This is a genomic window from Metapseudomonas phytobenefica (genome assembly GCF_043392685.1).
GTDB lineage: Bacteria > Pseudomonadota > Gammaproteobacteria > Pseudomonadales > Pseudomonadaceae > Metapseudomonas.
In genome coordinates this window covers 72,966-93,168 of sequence record NZ_JBHZGM010000011.1, presented here as the reverse complement: position 1 = coordinate 93,168, position 20,203 = coordinate 72,966, and the positions used below count along the sequence as shown (strand labels likewise).

Sequence of the window (20,203 nt, the reverse complement as noted above, 5' to 3'; positions counted from 1 at the left end):
GGTTCGCCGCGGACCTTGCCGGGGGCGCCAAAGGGCGCCCCGGCCCGTTATGAGGAGTAAGCATGGCTGTCTACAACTACGACGTAGTGGTGCTGGGTTCCGGCCCGGCGGGCGAGGGCGCGGCGATGAACGCCGCCAAGGCCGGTCGCAAGGTGGCGGTGGTGGACAACCGTCCGCTGGTCGGCGGCAACTGCACCCACCTCGGCACCATTCCGTCCAAGGCCCTGCGCCACTCGGTGCGGCAGATCATGCAGTACAACACCAACCCGCTGTTCCGCCAGATCGGCGAGCCGCGCTGGTTCTCGTTCCCCGATGTGCTGAAGAGCGCCGAGCGAGTGATCGCCAAGCAGGTGGCCTCGCGTACCGGCTTCTACGCACGCAATCGCGTCGACGTGTTTTTCGGCACCGCCAGCTTCTCCGACGAGCAGACCGTGGAAGTGGTCTGCACCAGTGGCGTGGTGGAAAAGCTGGTGGCCAAGCAGGTCATCATCGCCACCGGTTCGCGTCCCTACCGTCCGGCTGATGTCGATTTCCACCACCCGCGCATCTACGACAGTGACACCATCCTCAGTCTGACCCACACGCCGCGCCGGATCATCATCTACGGAGCCGGTGTGATCGGGTCCGAATACGCCTCCATCTTCAGCGGCCTGGGCGTGCTGGTGGATCTGATCGACAACCGCGACCAACTGCTCAGCTTCCTCGACGACGAGATTTCCGACGCCCTGAGCTATCACCTGCGCAACAACAACGTGCTGATCCGTCACAACGAGGAGTACGAGCGCATCGAGGGCCTGGAGAACGGGGTGATCCTGCACCTCAAGTCCGGCAAGAAGATCAAGGCCGACTGCCTGCTGTGGTGCAACGGCCGTACCGGCAACACCGACAAGCTCGGCCTGGAGAACATCGGCGTCAAGGTCAACAGCCGTGGCCAGATCAACGTCGACCAATACTACCGCACCGAAGTCAGCAACATCTTCGCCGCTGGTGATGTGATCGGCTGGCCGAGCTTGGCCAGCGCCGCCGCCGACCAGGGCCGTTCGGCTGCTGGCAGCGCGGTGGAGAACGACAGCTGGCGCTTCGTCGATGACGTGCCGACCGGCATCTACACCATTCCGGAGATCAGCTCCATCGGCAAGAACGAGCGCGAGCTCACCCAGGCGAAGATCCCCTACGAAGTGGGCAAGGCCTTCTTCAAGGGCATGGCCCGCGCACAGATCTCCAGCGAGCCGGTGGGCATGCTGAAGATCCTGTTCCATCGCGAAACCCTGGAAGTCCTCGGCGTCCATTGCTTCGGCTACCAGGCGTCGGAGATCGTGCACATTGGCCAGGCGATCATGAACCAGAAGGGCGAGGCGAACAGCATCAAGTACTTCGTCAACACCACCTTCAACTACCCGACCATGGCGGAAGCCTACCGGGTGGCGGCGTTCGACGGCCTCAACCGGCTTTTTTGAGCGGCACCGGCCGGGCGCCTGAACCGGCCGGGGAGGATCCTCTCGACGATCCGCGCACCTGGCGCTGGCCGAACCGGGAGAGCTTCTGATCAGGCGACGCCCAGAACGAAAAACCGGCCCTTGCGGCCGGTTTTTTCATGGAGAGATCACCCGGATCTGTGGAGGCCAATTCATTCGCGATTGAAATCACCCACGGGGCGCGGGTGTCTCAGTATCGTAGGGTGGGTCACGCTTTACCGACCCACCGTCGGCGCAGAACCGGGCTTCGGCGGTGGATGTGAAAAGCGACATCCACCCTTCGCCCTGATTGACCTGGAATCTCCCACGGGGCGTGTTTCAGCTGATACTGACCGTGGCGCTGGCAAGCCCGGGGAAGTCGGTGATGATGCTGTCCACGCCAAAGTCCGCCAGGCGGCGCATCAGGGCCGGTTCATTGACCGTCCACACCGACACGTGCAGCCCTTCCTTCTGCGCCCGCAGCAGGCGTTCCGGTGTGCACAGGGTCCAGTTCAGCGCCAGCAGGTCGCAGCCGTGATGCCTGGCCACCTTGATCGGGTCGAGCCAGGCGTATTCGGCTACCAGTCCGCGGGACAGCTTCGGCGTCAGGCGGTTGAGCGCGCGCAGCACTTCCCGCGAGCTGGAGGTGACGGTCACCTTGTCCATCAGGCCATGGCGCTCGGCCAGTTCCTGGATCGCCAGCACCGTCCGTGCGGCGCGTACCCGCGACGCGCTCTTCACTTCCAGTTGCCAGTGCTCGAAGTCGCAGTGCTCGAACAGCGTCGCCAGACGCGGAATGGGGCATGGCTGGTGCCAGCCGGGACCACCCAGGCGGGCGTCGTAGGTCACCAGTTCCTCGGCGTCATGCTCGACCACCTTGCCGCGGCGGCCGGTGGTGCGTTTCAGGCTGGTGTCGTGGATCACCATCAGCTCGCCGTCACGGGACAGGTGCAGGTCCAGCTCGCAACGCTTCACGCCATGTGACAGGCATTGCCGAAAGCTGGCCAGGGTGTTTTCCGGGCATTCGCCCTTGGCGCCTCGATGGCCGTAGATCAGGGTCACGATTATTCCCTTGGTGCTCTGGGTTGATGGTGGCGAACGCTGTCGATGACGCGTCCGCTTTCGAAGTAGACCGAGAAATCGCGGTAGTCCCAGCGGCTGATGGGAGGCTTGCCGACCGCGGGGTGTTCTTCGTCGGGCAGGCCGAAACGCTCCAGCACGGCGCGCTGGCTATCGCCTCGCGCCGGCAGTGCAAGGGCGCGGTCACCCTGCTCGCCGACGGGGATTTCGATAGTTTGAGCGCCAGCGCTCAGCGCGAGGAGGAGGCAGGTCAGCAGCAGGCCGGGGCGCGTCATGCGAGTGTCTCAGGCGGAGGGAGAGGAACGTTCACGGGCCTCGCGTCGCTGCTGGGCCTGTTTCTGCAGGATGTGCCGTGCCAGCAGTTGGCGCTGGGCGTCGGTGGGCGCTTCGAACTCGGTGCCGATTTCGAACTGGCCATCCTCGCGGGGTTGGCTATGGACCACCACGGCACGCAGCAGCATGCCGAGGGCCTGGGGCATCAACACCAGCTTGATCGCCAGGTGGGTGCCCGGTTCCAGGGGCTGAGCGCTGCCGAAGCTGATGCCGCCTTCGGAGAGGGTGACCTGGCGCGCCGGGCCGATGTCGCGCAACAGGCTCTGGGCGAGCGCCTGGCCGAGCAGATCGATGCGTTTGTTGATGACCTTCAGGTAGCTTGCCAGCGTGCGATCGCGCTCATGGATATGCCGCAGCAGGTGCTGGGATTCGAAGTCCATCAGGTGCAGTTCGCTGAGCAGGCCGAACAGCTGGGAAGCACTGTCGGCGCCGCTTGCATCAGCTGTTTCGCCCTGTTTCAGCGGTTGAAATTCCAGTGCGATCGTATCTTCGATGCGGTAGTATTCGCGGCGGTCATCCGCGTCTCGTGTCGACATGGCGAACCCATGGCAGCAGTGGTGGTCGAAGAGCTGTTCCGTTATCGCAAGTCCGTTTGCGTCGCCCCGGGCGCCGCGACAGATCACGAACAGAATTTGAGTGTAAACGCTGCTCGCCAGACCCCGCCACAAGGACGTCCCTTCTTTCGCCAGCGAACTCCACTTCCATGTTCAGACCGCTGTCCCTGTACATAGGCGCCCGTTACACGCGCGCCAAGCGCCGCAGCTACTTCGTCTCCTTCATTTCCCTGACTTCCATGATCGGCCTGGCCCTCGGCGTGCTGGTGATGATCCTGGTGCTGTCGGTCATGAACGGCTTCGACCATGAAATGCGCACCCGCGTGCTGGGTATGGTGCCCCACGCCACGGTGGAATCCGCCGTACCCATCAACGACTGGCGCACGCTGGCCGAAGGCGTTGCCCGCCATTCCGAGGTGCAGGCCGTGGCGCCCTACACCCAGGTCCAGGGCCTGCTGACCGCCGACGGCAAGGTGCAGAAGGTGCTGGTCAATGCCGTGGACCCGCAGGAAGAGGCCAGGGTCTCCATCATCGGCGACTTTTTCCGCCAGGGAAGCCTGGCTGACCTGAAGGCCGGCGAATTCGGCATCGTCATCGGCGACCGTGCCGCCACCAAGCTGGGCGTGGGCATGGGCGACAAGGTCACCTTCGTGATGCCCGAAGTGGCGGTGACCCCGGCCGGTGTTTTCCCGCGCATGAAGCGCTTCACCGTGGTCGGCATCTTCCATGTCGGCGCCGGCGAGCTGGACGGCTTCCTGGCCGTTGCCAACCTCTCCGATGTCGCTCGCCTGAAGCGCTGGCAGCCGGACCAGGTGCAGGGCCTGCGCCTCAAGCTCGATGACCTGTTCCAGGCGCCCCAGGTGGCCTGGCAGATCGCCGGGGAACTGAAGGGCGAGGATTTCTACGCTCGCGACTGGACCCGTACCCACGGCAACCTCTACCAGGCGATCAGGATGGAAAAGACCATGATCGGCCTGCTCCTGCTGCTGATCGTGGCCGTGGCCGCCTTCAACATCATTTCCACCCTGGTGATGGTGGTGACCGACAAGCGGGGCGATATCGCCATCCTCCGCACCCTGGGTGCCACGCCCCGGCAGATCATGGGTATCTTCATGGTCCAGGGCACGGTGATCGGCGTGGTCGGTACCCTGATCGGCGGCGTGCTGGGCATTCTCGCCGCGCTCAATGTGAGCGATGCCATCGCCCTGCTGGAGCGCCTGTTGGGGCACAAGTTTCTCAGCGCGGACGTCTATTTCATCGATTACCTGCCATCCCAGCTGATGACCGAGGACGTGGTGATGGTCTGTTCGGCCGCGCTGGTCCTGAGTTTCCTCGCTACCCTTTATCCCGCCTGGCGTGCCGCACGCACCCAGCCAGCAGAGGCTTTGCGCTATGAGTAACAAGGCTGTCCTGAGTTGCCGCAACCTGGGCAAGAGCTACGACGAAGGTCCGCAGTCGGTCGAGGTGCTGTCCGGCGTCGAACTGGAGCTGCATCCGGGCGAGCGGGTGGCCATCGTCGGCAGTTCCGGTTCCGGCAAGAGCACCCTGCTGAACATGCTCGGCGGCCTGGATACCCCGAGCAAAGGCAGCGTCTGGCTGGCCGGAGAGGAGCTGTCCGCCCTCAACGAGACGGCGCGCGGCCTGCTGCGCAATCGCGCCCTGGGCTTCGTCTATCAGTTCCACCACCTGCTGCCGGAGTTCACCGCCCTGGAGAACGTCTGCATGCCGCTGCTGATCGGCCGCACCGCCATCGCCGAGGCGCGTCAGCGCGCCACTGCTCTGCTGGAGCGCGTGGGCCTCGGGCATCGCCTGTCGCACAAGCCGGCGGAGCTGTCCGGTGGCGAACGCCAACGTGTGGCGATTGCCCGCGCACTGGTCAACAACCCGGCCCTGGTGCTGCTCGACGAGCCCACCGGCAACCTCGACCAGCACACCGCCCATGGCATCCAGGAGCTTATGCAGGAGCTGAGCCGCTCTCTGCAGACCGCCTTCCTGGTGGTGACCCATGACCTGCAGCTGGCCCGCCAGATGGACCGGGTGCTGCGCCTGGAAGAAGGCCGACTGGTGGCTGCCTGAGATGTTCAGACCTCTCCCGATCTTCATCGGCACGCGCTATACCCGCGCCAAGCGCCGTAACCACTACATCTCGTTCATCTCGCTGACCTCGATGATCGGCCTGGCGCTCGGCGTACTGGCCATGATCGTAGTGCTTTCGGTGATGAACGGCTTCCAGAAGGAAATGCGCTCGCGCATCCTCGGCATGGTCTCCCATGCCACCCTGAGCGCCGACCAGCCGCTGGATGACTGGCGCCGCGTGGCCGATGCCGCGATGAAGCACCCGGAAGTGGTGGGGGCGGTACCCTTCGCCGAACTGGAAGGCATGCTTTCCGTCAAGGGCATGATGCAGCCGGTGCAGATCAACGGCATCGATCCCCGGGAAGAGACCAAGGTTTCCATCATCGGCCAGCACATGGTGCAGGGTGACCTGGATGCGTTGAAGCCGGGAGAGTCCGGCATCGTCATCGGCGAGATCACCGCGCGGCGCTTCCGCCTCAACGTCGGTGACAAGCTGACCCTGATCGTGCCCGAGGTGAGCAGCGCACCGGGCGGCATCACCCCGCGCATGCAGCGCTTCAACGTGGTCGGCGTGTTCAAGGTCGGCGCCGAATTGGACAGCGCCCTGGCGCTGATCAATGTCGCCGATGCCGCTGTCATCCAGCGCCTGCCGGAAGGCCAGGTGCAGAGCGTGCGCATCGCCCTGAAGGACCTGTTCCAGGCGCCCGAGGTGTCGAAGCGGATCGCCGCCGAACTGGGGCAGGGCTATCGCGCCGATGACTGGACCCATACCCAGGGCAGCCTGTTCAGCGCGATGAAGATGGAGAAGACCATGATTGGCCTTCTGCTGCTGCTGATCGTGGCCGTGGCGGCGTTCAACATCATCGCCACCTTGATCATGGTGGTTGCCGACAAGCGTGCGGATATCGCCATCCTCCGCACCCTTGGGGCCACGCCCAGGCAGATCATGGCGGTGTTCATGGTACAGGGCAGCGTGATCGGCTTCGTCGGCACCCTGATCGGTACCGTGCTGGGCATCATCACTGCGCTCAACGTCAGCCAGTGGATCGCCGCCCTTGAGCGCGCCAGCGGCAGGCAGATCTTCAGCTCCGACGTCTACTTCGTCAGCTACCTGCCCTCCGAACTGCAACTGGGTGACGTGGTACTGATCTGCACGGCAGCGTTGGTCCTGAGTTTCCTGGCCACTATCTACCCGGCCTGGCGTGCAGCCCAGACCCAGCCAGCCGAAGCCCTGCGCTACGAGTAAGGCGCTACTTTGCGCCAATGAGAACGTCGCATCAGATGCGGCGTTTTTCTTTCTGGCTCAGCGGCCGGCTTCCCGGCGCGCCTTCTGGCGTTTGCGCCAGCTGTGGCCGACCCACCAGCGCCAATAGAGCATGGTCAGCATGTAGGCCAGCGCCCCGACCAGCACGCCACAGACCAGCGATCCTAGGAGAAACGGCTGCCAGAGCGTGGAAAGTTCCTGGGTGATCCATTCCCAGGTCAGTTCATCGGGAAGGGCGCGCGGAGATACTTGCATGATCCAGGCGCCTATCTTGTAGGTGCAGTAGAAAACCGGCGGCATGGTGATGGGGTTGGTCAGCCAGACCAGGCCCACCGATATGGGCAGGTTGGCGCGCACCGTGATGGCCAGGCTCGCGGCCAGCAACATCTGCATGGGGATCGGCACGAACGCGGCGAACAGGCCCATGGCCATGGCGCGGGCGACCGAATGGCGGTTGAGGTGCCAGAGGTTCGGATCGTGGATCAGAGTGCCGAGAAAACGCAGGGACTTGTGTTCCCTGATGTTGTCCGGATTCGGCATGTAGCGTTTGAAGATGCGACGCGGCATGGGCGGTCTCTGGCGGGCGGAAGCGCCGGGTATTATGCACACCCGGAAATGACATCGCCGGGCCAGTTTGTGTCGGCAAGTTTAAGGGGATCTGCGCCAGCTGCTTCGGCCGGCGCTGGGCGGTACAGGACGTTGCCGCGTTTCCCGTCCCACGGAAAGGGAGTTGGAAATCCATGGTATCGGGCCTGGCCGCCTTTGCCGGCGGCCTGCTTCTATTACGCTGGATGCCCAGTCTGCCGCCTGTCGGGTGGCTCTATCTCCAGCTGATTCTCGGATTGCTGCTGCTGGGCTCGCGGGCCTGGCGAGTCGGTTTGTTCCTTGTTGGGCTCGGCTGGGCCTGCCTGAGCGCCCAATGGGCGCTGGATGACCGTTTGGAGAAACGGCTGGACGGCCAGGTCCGCTGGCTGGAGGGGAGGGTGGTCGGCCTGCCGGGCAGGGCGGACGGCGTGGTGCGATTCGAACTGGAGGATATTCATGCACCGCGAGCCCGGTTGCCCCGCCGCGTGCGGCTGTCCTGGCACGATGGACCGCCCGTGCTTGCCGGGGAGCGCTGGCGCCTGGCGGCCCGTCTAAAGCGGCCGCGCGGCCTGGTGAATCCGGCGACCTTCGATTTCGAAGCCTGGCTGCTGGCGCGGCGCATCGGAGCGACCGGCTCGGTAAAGACCGGTGAGCGGCTGCTGCCGGCCAGCGGTCCGGTGGCCTGGCGTGACCAGTTGCGCCAACGCCTGCTCCAGGTGGATGCATGGGGCCGGACCGGCGGGCTCGCTGCGCTGGTGCTGGGAGATGGCTCGGGCCTCGGGGATCGGGACTGGCGCCTGCTGCAGGACACCGGCACCACGCACCTGATGGTGATATCCGGGCAGCACATCACCCTGTTTGCCGGCGTGCTCTACGGCCTCGTAGCGGTTCTCGCACGATTGGGGCTCTGGCCAAGGCGCCTGCCCTGGCTGCCCTGGGCCTGCGCCCTGGCCTTCGCCGGCGGGCTCGGATACGGAATCCTGGCGGGATTCGACGTACCGGTCAGAAGGGCCTGCGTGATGCTGGCCGTGGTTCTGCTCTGGCGTCTGCGCTTTCGCCACCTGGGGTTCCTCACGCCATTGCTGGCTGCGCTCTGTGTCGTGCTGGCGGCCGAGCCCCTGGTGGTGCTGCAGCCCGGCTTCTGGCTGTCCTTCGGCGCTGTGGCCCTGCTGGTCCTGGCTTTCGCCGGGCGCCTGGGGGCGTGGCGCTGGTGGATGACCTGGTGGCGTGCCCAATGGGTGATGGGCCTTGGCCTTGCTCCGCTGCTGCTGGCGTTGGCGTTGCCCGTCAGCCTCAGTGGCCCCCTGGCCAACCTGGTGGCGGTGCCCTGGATCAGTCTGGTGGTGCTGCCGCTGGCCTTGCTGGGAACCGCCGCGCTGGGCATTCCCTGGCTGGGAGAAGCGTTGCTCTGGCTGGCCGGAGGTGCACTGGAACTGCTGTTCCAGATGCTGGCCTGGACCTCTGCGCAATTTCCCGCGTGGATTCCCATACAACTCCCGGCCTGGGCCTGGCTGCTGGGTGCGCTGGGTGTCCTGCTGCTGATCGCGCCAGCCGGCGTGCCGTTACGCGCGCTTGGCCTGGCGTTGCTGATGCCGGCGCTGTTCCCGCCGCAGCAGCACCTTGCGCCCGGCCAAGCCGAGGTGCGGGTGCTGGATGTGGGACAGGGGCTTTCCGTGCTGGTGCGTACCCGCGAGCACGCGTTGCTCTATGATGCCGGACCGCGCCGGGGCGACTTCGATATCGGCGAGCGGGTGGTGGTGCCGACCCTGCGGGGCCTTGGCGTATCCCGCCTCGACCTGATGCTGATCAGTCATGCCGATTCCGACCACGCCGGCGGGGGCCGGGCGGTGCGGCGCGGCTTGACCGTGGAGCGGGTGCTCAGCGGTGAGCCGCAACGTCTTGCGCCTGACATTGGGGCGGAGCCCTGCGTGGCGGGCATGGCCTGGTCCTGGGACGGCGTGGAGTTCCTGGTCTGGCAGCCGCCGCCGGGTGGTGACAGCAATGACAGTTCCTGTGTGCTGACCGTCGAAGCCGCCGGCGAGCGCATCCTGCTAAGCGGTGACCTAGGTGTTCGCGGGGAGGCGGCCTGGATCGCCAGCGGCCAACCGCTCGCCGCGCGTTGGCTGGTGGCCGGTCACCATGGCAGCCGGACTTCTTCCAGCACGGCTTTCCTGCGCGCGGTGAAACCGGAGAAGGTGCTGATTTCCCGCGGCCATCTGAATGCCTATGGCCACCCGCATCCGTTGGTCGCATCACGCATCCGTGCGCTGCCGGCGGAAATCCACGACACCGCGGAGCAGGGCCACCTGTTGCTGCGTCTTGGCACTTTTGCCGAGCCGGAAGTCGAGCGAGAAAAGTCTGTGTTCTGGAGGGAAAAATGAGAACGGCGGCGGTCGGCGCGGGCCTGACCCTATGCTAGAGTGGCGCCACTTTTCCGAAGGGGATTTCCTACCGTGTGGGAGTTGGTCAAAGCCGGTGGCTGGATGATGCTGCCGATCATTCTGTGTTCCATCGCCGCCACTGCGATCATCGCTGAACGCCTGTGGACCCTGCGCATCGGCCGGGTTTCTCCGCCGCACCTGCTCGGCCAGGTCTGGCGCCAGATCAAGGACAAGCAACTCAACAGTCAGAAGCTCAAGGAGCTGCGCGCCTCTTCGCCGCTGGGTGAAGTGCTGGCAGCGGGCCTGGCCAACTCCAAGCACGGCCGCGAGATCATGAAAGAGTGCATCGAGGAAGCCGCCAGCCGCGTGATCCATGAGCTGGAACGTTACCTCAACGCCCTCGGCACCATCGCGGCCATGGCGCCGTTGCTCGGCCTGCTGGGCACGGTATTCGGCATGATCGAGATATTCAGCGGCTTCATGGAGAACGGCATGGCCAACGCGCCGATCCTGGCCGGTGGTATCGCCAAGGCTCTGGTGACCACTGCGGCGGGCCTGATCGTGGCCATCCCGGCGGTGTTCTTCCACCGCTACCTGCTGCGCCGTGTCGACGAGCTGGTGGTGGCCATGGAGCAGGAAGCGATCAAGCTGGTGGAAGTGGTCCAGGGTGATCGCGAGGTGGACTTCGCAGAGGAAGCCAAAGCGTGAAGTTCCGTCGTCGGGCGGGCAATGTCGCCCGCGAAGAGGTGTTCCTCAACCTCACCTCGTTGATCGACGTGATCTTCGTGCTGTTGCTGTTTTTCGTGGTGACCACCACTTTCACCAAGCCGAGCCAGTTGAAGATCGAGCTGCCTGAAGCGGTGAGCGGAACGCCGCCCGAGGAAACCCAGCTGAAGAGTCTGGAGCTGAGCATCGCTGCCGATGGCCAGTATTCGCTCAATGGCCAGACCCTGGTGAAGAGCGACCTGACCACCCTGATTTCGGCACTGGCGCGCGAATCGGAAGGCGACAACAGCCTGCCGCTGGTGATCACCGCCGATGCCCGCACCACCCATCAATCGGTGATCACTGCCATGGACGCCGCCGGCAAGCTCGGTTTCAGCCACCTGCGCATGACCACCATCGAGTCCGAAGCGGCCAAGCAACCCTGATGGCCTTCTCCGACCGCTTGCTGGACGCCTGGTACCGGGGCCATCCGGCCTTGGGCCTGCTCGCACCTCTGGAATGGCTCTATCGCCGGGTGGCCGAGCGCAAGCGCGCGGCTTTCCTCACGGGGCGAAGCAACAGCTACCGCCCTCCCGTCCCGCTGATCGTTGTCGGCAACATCACCGTTGGTGGCACCGGCAAGACGCCGATGATCCTCTGGCTGATCGAACACTGCCGCGCACGCGGGCTGCGTGTCGGCGTGGTCAGCCGTGGCTATGGCGCCAGGCCGCCGCAATTGCCCTGGCGGGTAAGCGCGGAGCAGGGCGCCGAGATTGCTGGCGATGAGCCGCTGCTGATCGTCCAGCGCAGCGGCGTTCCCCTGATGATCGATCCGGACCGTTCCCGCGGGGTGAAGGCTCTGCTGGAGCAGGAAGAGCTCGACCTGATCCTCAGCGATGACGGCCTGCAGCACTACCGCCTGGGACGCGACCTGGAGCTGGTGCTCATCGATGCAGCCCGCGGGCTTGGCAATCGCCGCTGCCTGCCGGCCGGCCCCCTGCGTGAGCCGCCGGAGCGCCTGGATTCGGTGGATGCTGTGCTGCGCAATGGCGCCGATGCCGATTCCGCCGAAGGTTTCGCGTTCAAGCTGCGGCCGAGCGTACTGGTCAACCTCAAGAGCGGCGAGCGGGTGGGGCTGGAATATTTCCCTCCGGCCCAGGCCGTGCACGCAGTGGCCGGTATCGGCAACCCCCAGCGTTTCTTCAGGACTCTGGAGGCGCTAAACTGGCGCCCGGTTCCGCACCCCTTCGCCGATCACGCGGTCCATAGCCCGGAAGCCCTGGATTTCACGCCGCCGCTACCGCTGCTGATGACCGAGAAGGATGCGGTGAAGTGCCGGGCTTTCGCCGCTGCCGACTGGTGGTACCTGGCGGTCGATGCCGATCCGTCCCCAGCCTTCGTCGCCTGGTTCGACGGACAGCTGGCCCGCCTGCTGCCGAACCATTTCCAATCCGGGTAGCCCTTGGGCTGCCGTCTCAAGGACTCACTCATGGACCCGAAACTTCTCGATATCCTCGCCTGCCCCCTGTGCAAGGGCCCGCTGAAGCTGGCCGACGACAAGAGCGAGCTCATTTGCAAGGCCGATGCCCTGGCCTTTCCGGTGCGTGATGGCATCCCGGTGATGCTGGAAGGGGAAGCCCGCACCCTGAATGTCGACGAGCGGCTGGACAAATGACCCAGGCTTTCGCTGTCGTCATTCCTGCCCGCTACGCCTCGACCCGCCTGCCCGGCAAACCGCTGCAGGACATCGCCGGCAAGCCGATGGTCCAGCACGTGTGGGAGCAGGCACGGCGCAGTGCCGCCCAGCGTGTGGTGGTGGCCACCGACGATGCGCGCATCGTCGAAGCCTGCGCTGCATTTGGCGCCGAGGTGCTGCTGACTCGCGCGGACCACAATTCCGGCACCGATCGCCTGGCCGAAGTGGCCAACCAGCTTGGCCTTGCCAGCGACGCCATCGTGGTCAACGTGCAGGGTGACGAACCGCTGATCCCGCCGGCCATCATCGATCAGGTGGCCGCCAACCTCGCCGCTCACCCGGAGGCCGGCATCGCCACCCTGGCCGAGCCGATCGGGGATGTGCAGGCGCTGTTCAATCCCAACGTGGTGAAGGTGGTCGCCGACCTCGATGGCCTGGCGCTGACCTTCAGCCGTGCGCCGTTGCCCTGGGCCCGCGATGCCTTTGCGGCCAACCGTGACCAGCTGCCGGCGGACGTACCTTATCGCCGACATATCGGTATCTACGCTTACCGCGCGGGCTTCCTCCACGACTTCGTCGCCTGGGGGCCGTGCTGGCTGGAAAACACCGAATGCCTGGAGCAGCTGCGTGCGCTCTGGCACGGCGTGCGCATCCACGTGGCCGACGCCCTGGAAGCGCCACCCGCTGGCGTCGATACCCAGGAAGACCTCGAGCGCGTCCGGCGCCTGCTGGGGGCCTGATGCGCGTCCTGTTCGTTTGTCTCGGCAATATCTGCCGTTCGCCCACCGCAGAAGGTGTGCTCAGGCACAAACTGCATGAGGCCGGGCTGGTCGGGCAGGTGCAGGTGGACTCCGCCGGCACCGGCGACTGGCACGTGGGCAAGGCACCGGATGCCCGTACCCGCGTGGCGGCCCAGCGTCGCGGCTATGACCTTTCGCAGCTGCGCGCACGGCAGGTGGCTGCAGAAGACTTCGCTCGTTTCGACCTGATCCTGGCGATGGACGAGAGCAACCTGTCCAACCTGCGCCGGCTGCGTCCCGGCGGTTCGTCGGCCGAGCTCGACCTGTTCCTGCGCCGCTACCAACTGGCGCTGGATGAGGTGCCGGACCCGTACTACGGCGGCGAGGAAGGCTTCGAGCAGGTACTCGACCTGGTGGAGCAGGCTTGCGATGCGCTGATCCTGGAAATCAAGGGGCGCCTGTGAGTCTGGTCCTGCACGAAAACCTGTCCCTCAAGCCCTACAACACCTTCGGCGTGGACGTGAAGGCGCGCCTGTTCGGCGAGGCCCGTGACGATGCCGAGGTGCGTGAGGGCATTGCTCTGGCGGCGCAGCTCGGCCTTCCGCTGCTGGTGATCGGCGGTGGCAGCAACCTGCTGCTGACCCGCGATGTGGAGGCGCTGGTGCTGCGCATGGCCAGCCGTGGCATTCGCATCCTGGCCGACGATGGCGTGAAGGTGCTGCTGGAAGCCGAAGCCGGTGAGCCCTGGCATCCGCTGGTGCTCTGGACCCTGGAGCATGGCCTGGGCGGCCTGGAGAACCTCAGCCTGATTCCCGGCACCGTGGGCGCTGCCCCCATGCAGAACATCGGGGCCTATGGCGTCGAGCTGAAGGATGTGTTCGCCGGGCTGACCGCGCTGGACCGGGAAACCGGCGAGTTGCGTGATTTTGGCCTGGAGGATTGCCAGTTCGCTTACCGCGACAGCCTGTTCAAGCGCGAGGCCGGCCGTTGGCTGATCCTGCGGGTGCGTTTCAACCTGAGCCGCGCTGCGCAGCTGCATCTGGACTATGGCCCGGTACGACAGCGCCTGCAGGCCGAGGGAATCGACGCGCCGACTGCCAGTGATGTCAGCCGGGTCATTTGTGCCATTCGTAGCGAGAAGCTGCCTGACCCCGCCGAACTGGGCAACGCCGGCAGTTTCTTCAAGAACCCGCTGGTCAACGCCGACCTCGCCCAGCGCCTGCTTGGCGAACATTCCGATCTGGTCGCCTATCCCCAGGCGGACGGGCAGGTGAAGCTGGCCGCCGGCTGGCTGATCGAGCGCGCCGGCTGGAAGGGCTTCCGTGAAGGCGACGCCGGCGTGCACTGCCTGCAGGCGCTGGTGCTGGTGAACTATGGCTCGGCCACCGGGAACCAGCTCCATGAGCTGGCCTGCCGCATTCAGGCGGATATCGCAACGAAGTTCGGGGTGGAGCTGGAGATGGAGCCGAACCTGATCTGAGGCTCGCTTCGCCCATGAAAAAAACCGGCCGATGGCCGGTTTTTTCTTCTCTCGAATCGGCAAGGCTGCCGCTCGGGCTGTCTCGCCGATGCGCGTCGGGCCCGAGCTGGGCGCTTAGCGGTATTCGCAGAGATAGGCGGTGTCCTGGGCGACTTTCAGCTGGAACTTGCTGTTGGCCGGAACGGTGAACTTGCTGCCGGCGGCGAAGGTTTCCCAGGTGTCGCTGCCCGGCAGTTTCACGGTCAGAGCGCCGGCGATGACGTGCATCACTTCCAGCTGGCTGGTGCCGAACTCGTACTCGCCAGCAGCCATCACGCCGATGGTGGCCGGGCCTTCGGTCATGCCGAAGGCGATGGATTTGACGGTGCCGTCGAAGTATTCGTTGACCTTGAACATGCTGGGCTCCTGGAGGGGGTCTGAAAGGGCCCGACAGTATGCCCAAGGCGGGTTATGCCGTCACTAGGTTCGAGCGTTCAGGCGGGCAGCACCAGAGGCAGCAGGCGCGCGGTGTTGCGGGCGTCCTCGAGGGCGCGGTGTTGCTGCCCCTGGAAGTGCAGTCCCGCCAGTTGCAGGGCGGTGTGCAGACCCACGGCGCGCTTGAGCTGGCGCACTTCGGCGAAGCGCTGCTTGAGATTCAGGTGCGGTACGGCGGCCAGCAGGCTGTCCAGTCCGTGCAGGTGCCACTCCTGTTCCAGCTGGCGGCGGTCGTAGTCGCCCCAGCTCGCCCATCCCGCCAGGCGTGGGCTGTGGTGGCTGAGCCAGCGCTCGAAGGCTTGCCAAACCTGAGGCAGACTCGCGGCGCCGTCCACGTCGGATTGGCTGATATGCGTGAGCTGGCGGCAGAAGCCGGTCAGGCACGGGCGGCGTGCGGGGCGCACGAAACGCTGGAAATGGTCCACCTCATGACCGTCCGCGCAAACGAGGGTCGCACCGATCTCGATGATTTCCATTTCTTCCAGGGGCCAGCCGCCTTCTTCGGTGGTGGCTTCCAGATCGATGACCAGCCAGTGCGGCATGGGGTTCTCCTTGGCATGGGGCGTATGAGTTCTGCCCGAAGCGAGTATGGTGGCGCTTTCGCGGGGCGGCAAACTGCGTGTTAGGCTTTTCCGCAGGTCGACGAAGGAGAACAACAATGGCTGAAGTAGCGTTCATCGGTCTGGGGGTAATGGGCTTCAACATGGCCGGGCACCTGGCTTGCGAAGGTCACTCGGTTCGGGTCTACAACCGTACGCCGGAGCGGGCCGCGCTGTGGTGCGACGAGTTCGGCGGCGATGCCTTCGACACGCCGCGCGAGGCGGCCGAAGGGGCGGAATTCGTGATGGTCTGCGTCGGTAACGACGATGATTTGCGTGCTGTGCTGCTTGGGGCGGACGGCGCTCTGGCGGGAATGGCTCCCGGTTCGATCCTGGTGGATCACACCACGGCTTCGGCGGATGTGGCGCGGGAGATGGCCACCCTGGCCGCCGAACGTGAGCTGGGTTTCCTCGACGCTCCGGTATCCGGCGGCCAGGCCGGGGCCGAGGCGGGCATGCTGTCGGTGATGATGGGGGGCGAGCAGGCCTTCTACGATCGCGCCGCCCCGGTGATTGACAGCTACGCCAAGATGATCCGCCTCATGGGGCCGGTAGGGAGCGGCCAGCTCACCAAGATGGTCAACCAGATCTGCGTTGGCGGCCTGCTGCAGGGGTTGGCCGAGGCGCTGCATTTCGCCCAGTGCGCCGGACTTGATGCCCAGGGCGCCATGGAGGTGATCAGCAAGGGGGCTGCCCAGTCATGGCAGCTGGAGCATCGTCACCAGACCATGCTGGACGGCAAGTTCGATTTCGGTTTCGCCGTGGACTGGATGCGCAAGGACCTTGGCATCGTGCTGGACGAAGCGGCGCGCAACGGTGCGCAACTGCCCGTCACTGCGCTAGTGGACCAGTTCTATGCCGAGGTCCAGGCCATGGGGGGCGGGCGTTGGGACACCTCCAGCCTGATCGCTCGACTGAAAAAGCCGGCGTAGCGAGTGAGGCAGGCGTCCTGAGCTAAGACCAGGCCAGGCGGAAAGCGGTGAGAAAGCGAAGTTGACGACTGTCAATGAGCATTTCGAGCCGCTTTCCAACAACGCCTGGTCGACGATCAGGTCGCCTAGTTGCGGAAAATGAAGTAGACCGCGCCCAGCAGACACATCCCCGCCCACAGATAGTCCAGCTTCAGTGGCTGCTGCATGTAGAACACGCTGAACGGAACGAAGATGGCCAGGGTGACCACTTCCTGCATGATCTTCAGTTGGCCGACCGAGAGTTCGCTGTAGCCGATGCGGTTGGCCGGCACCATGATCAGGTATTCGAACAGGGCGATGCCCCAGCTGATCAGCGCTGCAATCACCCAGGGCTTGGTGTTGAGCGTCTTGAGGTGCCCATACCAGGCGAAAGTCATGAATACGTTGGACAGCATGAGCAGGGCGGCGGTCTGCATCCATACAGGCATGATCGGGGGCTCTGAGTGTGGGGGGAATTGCGCAAGCCTAATGGGGGCTGATTCGCAAGGAAAGGGGTGAGCCATGGCTTTCTGGCGTGGGTTGGGGTTCGTGGCCATCGTGCTGCTCGGGGTGGCGATTGCAGCGCTTCGCGGCATCGAGGCCTGGCGCAAGGAGCTGGTGATCGCGACGCTGCATCTGCCGCCGGCGTTCAAGGTGGCGCGGGATTTCGACTTCGGCCGCTATCTGCTGTCGTGGAACGGTCGGGGCTTCGTCGTCCATCCGCAGGGGCGACCGGAAAAGGTGCTCTGGGCTGTCGAGGATGGTTTTCTGGCGGCTGGCACGGGGCAGGCGGGGCGTGGTCTGCTCGACTCCGGGCGGGAATTGCATGATCGGCGTGACCGGCTCTGCCGCGAGCAGAGCCTGGAATCCTTTGAACGCCTGGGGCGCAGGCTCCTGCTGAAGGGGCAGTTGCGTTGTGCCGATGGCAGCCTGAGCAGCTATGTACTGACCCTGGAGGACGATGGCGAACGCGGCGTAGTGCTCGGGGTGACGCTGGGCGATCCGGCGCTGAATCGAATCTACCTGAGCTGGCGTCGTGAGGCGGGGGAGCGGATCTTCGGTTTTGGCGAGGTGTCCGGAGTCCATGACATGTCGGGTCGGCGCCTGGCGGTGGCGGCGGCCGGCAGCCGAGCGGCGGCGGAGGAGGGAGGCTGGAACACCTCGGCTACCCAGGCCTTTTTCGTGACTTCGCGCCTGCGGGCCTTTCAGAGCCAGTCCGTTGCCTATCAGTTGTTCGATCTGCGCGATCCTCAACGTGTCGGACTGGAAGTGCATGAGGGGCGCCTCAAGGCGCACATCTACAAGGGTGACAGCCTCGATGAGCTGCGTGCCCGGCAATCTTCGGTGCCCGAGGCCGTGTCAACGCCGGCTTCGCCCAAGTAAAATGGCGCCTCGTCTCGTCATTCCTGTCGTTCGAGGTTTTTCGCCATGCAATGCCGCCCAGGCTGTGGCGCCTGCTGCATAGCACCATCCATCAGTTCCCCGCTGCCCGGCATGCCTGGGGGCAAGCCTGCGGGCGTGCGCTGCCTGCACTTGTCTGTAGAGAACCTCTGCCAACTGTTCGGCGACCCGCGCCGACCATCGGTCTGTGGCGAATTCGATGCGGACCCCGAGGTCTGCGGAGATAGCCGCGAAGAGGCCATTCGTCTGATCGGCTGGCTGGAACAGGCAACTACTGCCGCCTGACAAGGCTACCGGCACAGCGCCGGTATCGCCTGCACAAGGAGAGATCATGAGAATCAAGGTTGCGGCGCTCTGTGCCCTGGGGCTGATGGCGGCTACCGCCGTTCAGGCCGAGGACTGGAAGCTGGCCAAGGACGAGGATGGCATCAAGGTGTTCCTGAGTGAGGTGCCCGGATCCAGGTACAAGGCCTATCGCGGCGTCGTCACAATGAAGGCCGACATGGCCACCCTGCGTGCCCTGCAGGAAGACGTTGTCGACTCCTGCGCGTGGATCCACGAGTGCAAGGAACAGAAGCTGCTCAAGAGCGAAGGAGCGCATAGCTGGACCTACACCCGCTTCAATACGCCCTGGCCGGTCACTCCGCGTGACTCGGTGTTGCACGTCACCTCCGAGGTCGGTGCCGATGGCAGCGTGACGCGCGTTCTGGAGGCTGTGCCCGATTACCTGCCGGAAGCCGATGGTTTCGTGCGGGTGACCGAAGTGCAAGGCTTCTGGAAGCTGGTGCCCAAAGGAGCGGGCGAGGTGGAAGTGACCTATCAGGTGCACACCGAACCGGGCGGAAGCGTGCCCTCCTGGCTGGCGAACAGTTTTGTGGTCGATGCGCCTTTCAATACCCTGAAGGCGATGCGCCAGCGGGCGGAAAAACGCTGAACGGCTAGACGGAGTTGAAATAAAAAAGGCTGCCGTTCGGCAGCCTTTTTTATTGGCGCAAAGCCTTACTTGCGGTCTTCCAGCGAGACGAAGTCGCGCTTCTCGTGACCGGTGTACAGCTGGCGCGGACGGCCGATCTTGTACGGGCCGGAGAGCATTTCCTTCCAGTGCGAGATCCAGCCCACGGTACGTGCCAGGGCGAAGATCACGGTGAACATGCTGGTCGGAATGCCGATGGCCTTCAGGATGATGCCCGAGTAGAAGTCCACGTTCGGATAGAGGTTGCGCTCCTTGAAGTAAGGATCGTTGCGCGCGATCTCTTCCAGCTTCATGGCCAGTTCGAGTTGCGGGTCGTTGATGCCCAGCTCGGCCAGAACCTCGTCGCAGGTCTGCTTCATGACCTTGGCGCGCGGGTCGAAGTTCTTGTAGACGCGGTGGCCGAAGCCCATCAGCTTGAACGGATCGTTCTTGTCCTTGGCCTTGGCCACGAACTTCTCGATGTTCGATACGTCGCCGATTTCGTCCAGCATGGTCAGCACCGCTTCGTTGGCGCCGCCATGTGCGGGGCCCCAGAGGGCTGCGATGCCGGCAGCTATACAGGCGAAGGGGTTGGCGCCGGAGGAGCCAGCCAGACGAACGGTGGAAGTAGAAGCGTTCTGCTCGTGGTCCGCATGCAGGATGAAGATGCGGTCCATGGCCTTGGCCAGCACCGGGCTGATCGGTTTGATCTCGGCCGGGGTGTTGAACATCATGTGCAGGAAGTTTTCCGCGTAGTTCAGGTCGTTACGCGGGTACATCATGGGCTGGCCCATGGAGTACTTGTAGGCCATTGCCGCGATGGTCGGCATCTTTGCGACCAGGCGCATCGCCGAAACTTCGCGGTGCTGCGGGTTATTGATGTCCAGGGAGTCGTGGTAGAAGGCGGAGAGGGCACCCACCACGCCGCACATGATCGCCATCGGGTGGGCGTCGCGGCGGAAGCCGTTGAAGAAGCTCTTCAGCTGCTCGTGAACCATGGTGTGGTTCTTGATGGTGCCAACGAACTTGGCCTTCTCTTCTGCGTTCGGCAGTTCGCCGTTCAGCAGCAGGTAGCAGGTTTCCAGGTAGTCGGACTTCTCTGCCAGCTGCTCGATCGGATAGCCACGGTGCAGCAATACGCCCTTGTCGCCGTCGATGTAGGTGATCTTCGACTCGCAAGAGGCGGTCGACATAAAGCCAGGATCAAAGGTGAAGCAGCCCGTGGAGGTCAGGCCCCGCACATCGACTACATCGGGTCCCATGGTTCCGGACAGAACGGGCAGCTCTACGGGGGCTGCGCCCTCGATGATCAACTGCGCTTTTTTGTCAGCCATAGCGGCCTCCTAGTTATGCTTGAAATCATCAGACAGCCCCCCACGCAGGGCCCGGGACACTATAGAGCTATAAATTCGAATGTCAATTTGAAGAAACCCATGTGGCAGTGGGGTTTGCGTGGGTTTTTCGGCGAAAAAAGAGGCG

Annotated in this window: 24 protein-coding genes; 16 read left to right on the top strand and 8 right to left on the bottom strand. The window is 64.6% G+C overall.

Annotated features, from left to right (window positions below; translation table 11 throughout):
* Positions 1-62 precede the first annotated feature (62 nt).
* Positions 63-1,457, top strand: a complete 1,395-nt coding sequence (gene sthA, locus ACFW0B_RS11670; protein ID WP_449148219.1) for a Si-specific NAD(P)(+) transhydrogenase — start codon at positions 63-65, stop codon at positions 1,455-1,457.
* 336 nt (positions 1,458-1,793) lie between these two features.
* On the opposite strand, the gene ACFW0B_RS11665 is transcribed toward sthA, so the two are convergent.
* The 3 genes from ACFW0B_RS11665 to ACFW0B_RS11655 are packed head-to-tail and all read right to left on the bottom strand — an operon-like array spanning position 1,794 to position 3,403.
* Positions 1,794-2,516, bottom strand: coding sequence for a glycerophosphodiester phosphodiesterase (locus tag ACFW0B_RS11665; protein ID WP_449148217.1), 723 nt, complete (start codon positions 2,514-2,516; stop codon positions 1,794-1,796).
* A 2-nt stretch (positions 2,517-2,518) separates the two neighbouring features.
* Positions 2,519-2,809, bottom strand: coding sequence for a phosphodiesterase (locus ACFW0B_RS11660; RefSeq protein WP_449148215.1), 291 nt, complete (start codon positions 2,807-2,809; stop codon positions 2,519-2,521).
* Positions 2,810-2,818: 9 nt separating this feature from the next.
* Positions 2,819-3,403, bottom strand: a complete 585-nt coding sequence (locus ACFW0B_RS11655) for a PilZ domain-containing protein (protein WP_449148213.1) — start codon at positions 3,401-3,403, stop codon at positions 2,819-2,821.
* Positions 3,404-3,570: 167 nt separating this feature from the next.
* On the opposite strand from ACFW0B_RS11655, the gene ACFW0B_RS11650 reads away from it, so the two are divergent.
* Genes ACFW0B_RS11650 through ACFW0B_RS11640 form a run of 3 tightly spaced genes read left to right on the top strand, consistent with a single transcriptional unit; the run spans position 3,571 to position 6,743 of the window.
* The gene (locus ACFW0B_RS11650; RefSeq protein WP_449148211.1) at positions 3,571-4,821 is read left to right on the top strand and encodes a lipoprotein-releasing ABC transporter permease subunit; all 1,251 of its coding nucleotides are present in this window, start codon (positions 3,571-3,573) and stop codon (positions 4,819-4,821) included.
* Positions 4,814-5,497 carry a lipoprotein-releasing ABC transporter ATP-binding protein LolD gene (gene lolD / locus ACFW0B_RS11645; RefSeq protein WP_449148209.1) on the top strand — a complete coding sequence of 228 codons (684 nt, stop codon included), beginning with the start codon at positions 4,814-4,816 and terminating at the stop codon, positions 5,495-5,497. Before ACFW0B_RS11650 ends, lolD begins: the two co-directional genes overlap by 8 nt.
* Position 5,498: 1 nt before the next feature.
* Positions 5,499-6,743 (top strand): lipoprotein-releasing ABC transporter permease subunit, encoded by a 1,245-nt coding sequence (locus ACFW0B_RS11640; RefSeq protein WP_449148207.1) that lies wholly within the window; start codon positions 5,499-5,501, stop codon positions 6,741-6,743.
* A 57-nt stretch (positions 6,744-6,800) separates the two neighbouring features.
* Here ACFW0B_RS11640 and ACFW0B_RS11635 read toward each other — a convergent pair whose 3' ends face one another.
* On the bottom strand, positions 6,801-7,328 hold the full coding sequence (locus ACFW0B_RS11635) for a DUF2062 domain-containing protein (RefSeq protein ID WP_449148205.1): 528 nt from the start codon (positions 7,326-7,328) through the stop codon (positions 6,801-6,803).
* A gap of 173 nt (positions 7,329-7,501) precedes the next feature.
* On the opposite strand from ACFW0B_RS11635, the gene ACFW0B_RS11630 reads away from it, so the two are divergent.
* From ACFW0B_RS11630 to murB, 8 genes are all read left to right on the top strand, one after another.
* Positions 7,502-9,727 carry a DNA internalization-related competence protein ComEC/Rec2 gene (locus ACFW0B_RS11630; protein WP_449148203.1) on the top strand — a complete coding sequence of 742 codons (2,226 nt, stop codon included), beginning with the start codon at positions 7,502-7,504 and terminating at the stop codon, positions 9,725-9,727.
* A gap of 72 nt (positions 9,728-9,799) precedes the next feature.
* A complete protein-coding gene (locus ACFW0B_RS11625) occupies positions 9,800-10,435 on the top strand; it encodes a MotA/TolQ/ExbB proton channel family protein (RefSeq protein ID WP_449148201.1) in 636 nt (211 codons plus the stop codon).
* On the top strand, positions 10,432-10,878 hold the full coding sequence (locus ACFW0B_RS11620; protein ID WP_449148199.1) for an ExbD/TolR family protein: 447 nt from the start codon (positions 10,432-10,434) through the stop codon (positions 10,876-10,878). The genes ACFW0B_RS11625 and ACFW0B_RS11620 overlap by 4 nt, the downstream gene beginning before the upstream one ends.
* The gene (gene lpxK, locus ACFW0B_RS11615; RefSeq protein WP_449148197.1) at positions 10,878-11,891 is read left to right on the top strand and encodes a tetraacyldisaccharide 4'-kinase; all 1,014 of its coding nucleotides are present in this window, start codon (positions 10,878-10,880) and stop codon (positions 11,889-11,891) included. The genes ACFW0B_RS11620 and lpxK overlap by 1 nt, the downstream gene beginning before the upstream one ends.
* Before the next feature lie 30 nt (positions 11,892-11,921).
* Positions 11,922-12,107, top strand: a complete 186-nt coding sequence (locus ACFW0B_RS11610; RefSeq protein WP_077525327.1) for a Trm112 family protein — start codon at positions 11,922-11,924, stop codon at positions 12,105-12,107.
* A complete protein-coding gene (gene kdsB, locus ACFW0B_RS11605; RefSeq protein WP_449148194.1) occupies positions 12,104-12,868 on the top strand; it encodes a 3-deoxy-manno-octulosonate cytidylyltransferase in 765 nt (254 codons plus the stop codon). The genes ACFW0B_RS11610 and kdsB overlap by 4 nt, the downstream gene beginning before the upstream one ends.
* Positions 12,868-13,332, top strand: coding sequence for a low molecular weight protein-tyrosine-phosphatase (locus ACFW0B_RS11600; RefSeq protein WP_449148192.1), 465 nt, complete (start codon positions 12,868-12,870; stop codon positions 13,330-13,332). Before kdsB ends, ACFW0B_RS11600 begins: the two co-directional genes overlap by 1 nt.
* Positions 13,329-14,348 (top strand): UDP-N-acetylmuramate dehydrogenase, encoded by a 1,020-nt coding sequence (murB, locus tag ACFW0B_RS11595; protein WP_449148190.1) that lies wholly within the window; start codon positions 13,329-13,331, stop codon positions 14,346-14,348. The genes ACFW0B_RS11600 and murB overlap by 4 nt, the downstream gene beginning before the upstream one ends.
* A 114-nt stretch (positions 14,349-14,462) precedes the next feature.
* Here the strand turns inward: murB and ppnP are convergent, their stop codons facing one another.
* Together ppnP and ACFW0B_RS11585 are read right to left on the bottom strand one after the other, a co-directional pair.
* Entirely contained in the window at positions 14,463-14,744 is a 282-nt protein-coding gene (gene ppnP, locus ACFW0B_RS11590; protein WP_449148188.1) for a pyrimidine/purine nucleoside phosphorylase, read from the bottom strand.
* A 77-nt stretch (positions 14,745-14,821) separates the two neighbouring features.
* Complete coding sequence (locus ACFW0B_RS11585; RefSeq protein WP_449148186.1) at positions 14,822-15,364, bottom strand: 3'-5' exonuclease; 543 nt, start codon at positions 15,362-15,364, stop codon at positions 14,822-14,824.
* 116 nt (positions 15,365-15,480) lie between these two features.
* On the opposite strand from ACFW0B_RS11585, the gene ACFW0B_RS11580 reads away from it, so the two are divergent.
* Positions 15,481-16,353, top strand: coding sequence for an NAD(P)-dependent oxidoreductase (locus ACFW0B_RS11580; RefSeq protein WP_449148184.1), 873 nt, complete (start codon positions 15,481-15,483; stop codon positions 16,351-16,353).
* A 125-nt stretch (positions 16,354-16,478) separates the two neighbouring features.
* Here ACFW0B_RS11580 and ACFW0B_RS11575 read toward each other — a convergent pair whose 3' ends face one another.
* Positions 16,479-16,820, bottom strand: coding sequence for a DMT family protein (locus tag ACFW0B_RS11575; protein ID WP_449148182.1), 342 nt, complete (start codon positions 16,818-16,820; stop codon positions 16,479-16,481).
* Between the two features lie 73 nt (positions 16,821-16,893).
* On the opposite strand from ACFW0B_RS11575, the gene ACFW0B_RS11570 reads away from it, so the two are divergent.
* From ACFW0B_RS11570 to ACFW0B_RS11560, 3 genes are read left to right on the top strand one after another with little or no spacing between them, the layout of a single operon-like run.
* Entirely contained in the window at positions 16,894-17,754 is an 861-nt protein-coding gene (locus tag ACFW0B_RS11570) for a hypothetical protein (protein ID WP_449148180.1), read from the top strand.
* 45 nt (positions 17,755-17,799) lie between these two features.
* Positions 17,800-18,057: a YkgJ family cysteine cluster protein gene (locus ACFW0B_RS11565; protein ID WP_449148178.1), complete on the top strand. Its 258-nt coding sequence runs from the start codon at positions 17,800-17,802 to the stop codon at positions 18,055-18,057.
* Positions 18,058-18,103: 46 nt separating this feature from the next.
* Positions 18,104-18,706, top strand: a complete 603-nt coding sequence (locus ACFW0B_RS11560; protein WP_449148176.1) for an START domain-containing protein — start codon at positions 18,104-18,106, stop codon at positions 18,704-18,706.
* Positions 18,707-18,771: 65 nt separating this feature from the next.
* Here the strand turns inward: ACFW0B_RS11560 and gltA are convergent, their stop codons facing one another.
* Positions 18,772-20,058, bottom strand: a complete 1,287-nt coding sequence (gene gltA / locus ACFW0B_RS11555) for a citrate synthase (protein WP_449148174.1) — start codon at positions 20,056-20,058, stop codon at positions 18,772-18,774.
* Positions 20,059-20,203: the final 145 nt, after the last annotated feature.